The sequence below is a fragment of the Streptomyces odonnellii genome (genome assembly GCF_000981895.1).
Taxonomy (GTDB): Bacteria; Actinomycetota; Actinomycetes; order Streptomycetales; family Streptomycetaceae; genus Streptomyces; species Streptomyces odonnellii.
Genome location: NZ_LATD01000136.1, coordinates 1 through 3,551 on the forward strand (window position 1 = coordinate 1; position 3,551 = coordinate 3,551).

A 3,551-nucleotide genomic window follows, 5' to 3' on the forward strand; every position below is an offset into this window, starting at 1 on the left:
ACCGGCCTTCCCCCGGGTGTTCGTCGTCTCCACCACCACCCCCTGACACCACCACCCCGTGACCGCACCCGCTCACCCGCGCCAGGCCGGTGAGCGGGTGCGGTCACGGGGAAACGGTCGGGGAGGACGGCGACTGGGTTCCGGCACGCGGGGCGTATTTCGAAGGGGCGGCGCGGACGGGCCCATGGGCGGGGCCCCCGCCGCGCCGGTGGAAGCGGCGAGGATGTCCACGAGCACCCGCTCACGCGGATCGCCTGTCCGACCACGGCACCGGCGACCTGGCCCGCCCGCCTGCCTGTCTCTGTGGGCCGTATCAGCCAGTGGGCCAATCCGCGGGGTCAGGACGGAGCTGGACGGCGAGCTGCCCGAGGTTACCTCCCGACATCATTCCGACGAGGGCCGACGGAGCGGCTTCGAGCCCGTCACGGATGTCTTCCAGCACTTTGACCTGCCCGTGGGACGCCATGGCCCGCAGATCCTCCAGTGCCGTGCCCCAGCGCTCGGCGAAGTCGCGTACCAGGAAACCCTCCAGGCGCAGGCTCTTCGCGATGGCCTGCACAGGGAGAGCGGCGGAGGGGGGCGCCGGCTGGTCCGCATCGTAGTGAGACGTCACCCCGACCAGTACGACCCGCGCCCGGTGTGTGAGGAGAGGCAGCACAGCGTCCGACACCGTCCCGCCGACGTTGTCGAAGTAGACGTCGACACCCTCCGGACACGCCGCCCGCAGTTCTTCGACGAATGTGCCGGAAGTCCGGTTCACCGCCGCCGCGAACCCCAGCTGGTCCACGAGCACGGCGCTCTTCGCGTCCGAACTGGTGATGCCGATGACGCGGGCACCGTCCACGCGGGCTATCTGGCCGGCGAGATGGCCGACTCCGCCCGCCGCTCCCGAGACCAGGACCGTCTGGCCGGGCCGCACTTCGGCAACGGACCGCATACCGAAGTAGCCTGTCAGCCCATTCAGGCCGAGCAGCCCGAGGTGATGCGAGAGAGGCCCGATCCTGGGCAGCGGCCGAACCGCTGAGAGCGGGACGAGCGAGTACTCCTGCCACCCGGCGTTCGCGGCGGCCACAACGGTCCCCGGCGTGGGACCGCCCTCCGGAGCCTCCACCACCTCGCCGACCACGGAGCTGGGGATCACCTCGCCCACTGCCAACTGGGGACGGTAGGTCGGACCCTGCATGACGGCCCGCGCGTGCGGGGCCACGGAGACATAGCCGGCACGGATGAGTACCTCATCGGCACCCCGGGGCGGGACAGGTACTCTTTCCGCCCTGAAGTGGCGCGGCTCCAAGGGCCCGGAGGGCCGCTCCGACATCACGATCCGCAACTGCCGTCCGAGGCCGTTCACTGTGTATCTCCCTGTGTGCGATTACTTCCGCTGGTGAGGTGGAGGTGGAGGTGGAGGTGGTGTGGCTCATCGCGGCTCCATCCGGACAGGACGGGGCCGTATTCCGTCCGACATGTCGATCCCGCGACTGGTGACGCTCCCTACCAGGAGAACGACAATCGTCAGTCCAGGACGGCTCTCAGTGGACGGCGCTCGTGCCGCCGTCGACGTTGATGACGGTGCCGGTGAGTGCGCCGGCGCGCTCGGAACAGATGCAGGCACAGGTCCAGGCGATCTCTTCGGGCCGGATGGGGCGCCGGATGGCCATCGCGTTGGCGAATGCGGCGCGCGAGCCGATGGAGTCGTCGAGGTTGGAGTCACGGGCGACCTCGACGTACCCAGGATTGATGTCGTTGACGGTGATTCCGTACCGGCCGAGGCCGGAGGCGAGGGACTTCGTCAGCGTGTGCAGGCCGCCCTTGCCGACGGCCATGGGGATCGCTGCCCAGGAACCGGTCCAGGCGTTGGGGCCGTTCATGTGGATGATGCGCCCCCACTCGGCGTCCCTCATACCGGGCACAAAGGCTTTCGCCAGGTACCAGGAGGCGGTGAGCTGCTGGTTGAGGTAGTGGTGCCAGTCCTCGTCGGTGGTGTCGAAGAACGAGTCGCGATACATGCGGCCGTTGGCGTTGCTGACGTAGATGTCGACATGCCCGAACATCTTTTCCGACTCGGTTTTGAGCCGGGCGATGGTGTCGGGTTCAGCGGCATCCCCCAGGACCACGAGCCCGTCGGCTCCGAGTTCTTCCGCTTCGGCCTTGACCGCTTCGGCCTCGACGCGGTCGCTCTCCGTGTCGCGGGCATTGATGATGACGTTCGCGCCGCGAGCGGCGAATTCAAGGATGATGGCGCGGCCGATGTTACGGCCGGATCCGGTGACCAGGACCGTCCTACCGGTGAAGTCCATATCGGTGTCCATGGTGTTCTTCCTCTCCGGAAGCCCGGGACGGTGCGTGACCGTTCAGGCGTCGGTATCGACGAAATGGAATCCGTTCGGTTCGTGGGTGATGTAACCGCCGGCGTCGATGTTGAAGTGGGCGGGCACCAGACGGGTGCCTCGTCGGGCCGCCCGGGTGAGCAGGTCGCGGCGGGCGGCACGGATCTGACCGGGATTGACATCGACGTAGTGCTCGCCGTAGTGGGCGCACAGATCGGGGTGGTTGACCATCATCGGAGTGGAGAGCAGGTCGCCGACGAACTGGGCGCTGTGGTCGTCGGACCGCACGGTGAGCACTCCCGAGCCCGGAGTGTGCCCGGGGACGCGGTGCAGGTCGATTCCCGTGGCGAGATTCAAGGCGTCGTCCCAGAACTCGCCCTGACCGGCGTTCAGGATCGGGTCGATGCTGTCGGTAAAGACCAGCCCCATGTCCGCGTCGACGTGCTCGGTGTCGGATGCGGCGGGATTGAAGAAATCGTAGTCGGCCCGAGGAATCAGATAACGGGCATGGCGGAAGGTCGGAACCCAGGCGTCGCCAACCCAGGTGGTGTTCCAGCCGACGTGGTCGGAATGCAGATGGGTGAGCACGACGATGTCGACGTCATCGGGAGTGATACCCGTGGCGCGCAGCTGGTCGAGAAACGGAGTTTCCAGGTTGCTGAACGGCGGAGCGGCCGGGCGGGATTTGCCGTTGCCGATGCCGGTGTCAACGAGAATCACCTGGGAAGGCGTCTCCAGCAGGAACGACTGGATCGTCAATGTGACGCCATCGGACTTGGGATTCCAAAATCGTGGGTCGAGCCAGTCCCGCTCGGCCTCCCAGGCATTCAGTTCGAGCTGCCCGTAAGCATCGGCACGCCTGAAAAGCTGACCGTTCCATTCCACTATTCGGCGGGCCTGTACCCGCCCGATCCGGTATGAGGGTCTCGCCCCCAGGGGGAATTCCGTCATTTGAGAGCTCCTGAGTTCTGGTGCCGTCGCCCACGGGATTTAAAGGTGAGGCTGTTCAGCAATGGTTTCTCGAATGCCTGACAGGCCCCGGAAACGCACCGCGATTCTCCGGGCGACGGAAACCGCTGCGCGGCGCTCGCACGCGCGACCGCCGCGCCGAGTTGAAGGATCAGTTCACGGAACTGTGCTGAACGAGGTTCAGCGTCCCTCGGCGCGTCGGTCCATTCACCGCGGCGCGTGCGAGGGACCGCGCCGCGCCGTGCGGGGGGGGGG

3 protein-coding genes are annotated in these 3,551 nt (G+C 67.1%); all 3 read right to left on the reverse strand.

Annotated features, from left to right (window positions below; translation table 11 throughout):
- Positions 1-313: 313 nt before the first annotated feature.
- Positions 314-1,318 (reverse strand): MDR family NADP-dependent oxidoreductase, encoded by a 1,005-nt coding sequence (locus WH07_RS14405; RefSeq protein WP_046500261.1) that lies wholly within the window; start codon positions 1,316-1,318, stop codon positions 314-316.
- A gap of 211 nt (positions 1,319-1,529) precedes the next feature.
- Complete coding sequence (locus WH07_RS36220) at positions 1,530-2,309, reverse strand: SDR family NAD(P)-dependent oxidoreductase (RefSeq protein ID WP_052744381.1); 780 nt, start codon at positions 2,307-2,309, stop codon at positions 1,530-1,532.
- Between the two features lie 42 nt (positions 2,310-2,351).
- Entirely contained in the window at positions 2,352-3,278 is a 927-nt protein-coding gene (locus WH07_RS14415; RefSeq protein ID WP_063775767.1) for an MBL fold metallo-hydrolase, read from the reverse strand.
- Between the last annotated feature and the right edge of the window lie 273 nt (positions 3,279-3,551).

What these genes read in the sequence shown, in the direction of transcription:
- WH07_RS14415 (WP_063775767.1), bottom strand. Translation starts at nt 3,278, where the DNA reads ATGACGGAATTCCCCCTGGGGGCGAGACCCTCATACCGGATCGGGCGG.
- WH07_RS36220 (WP_052744381.1), bottom strand. Translation starts at nt 2,309, where the DNA reads ATGGACACCGATATGGACTTCACCGGTAGGACGGTCCTGGTCACCGGA.
- WH07_RS14405 (WP_046500261.1), bottom strand. Translation starts at nt 1,318, where the DNA reads ATGTCGGAGCGGCCCTCCGGGCCCTTGGAGCCGCGCCACTTCAGGGCG.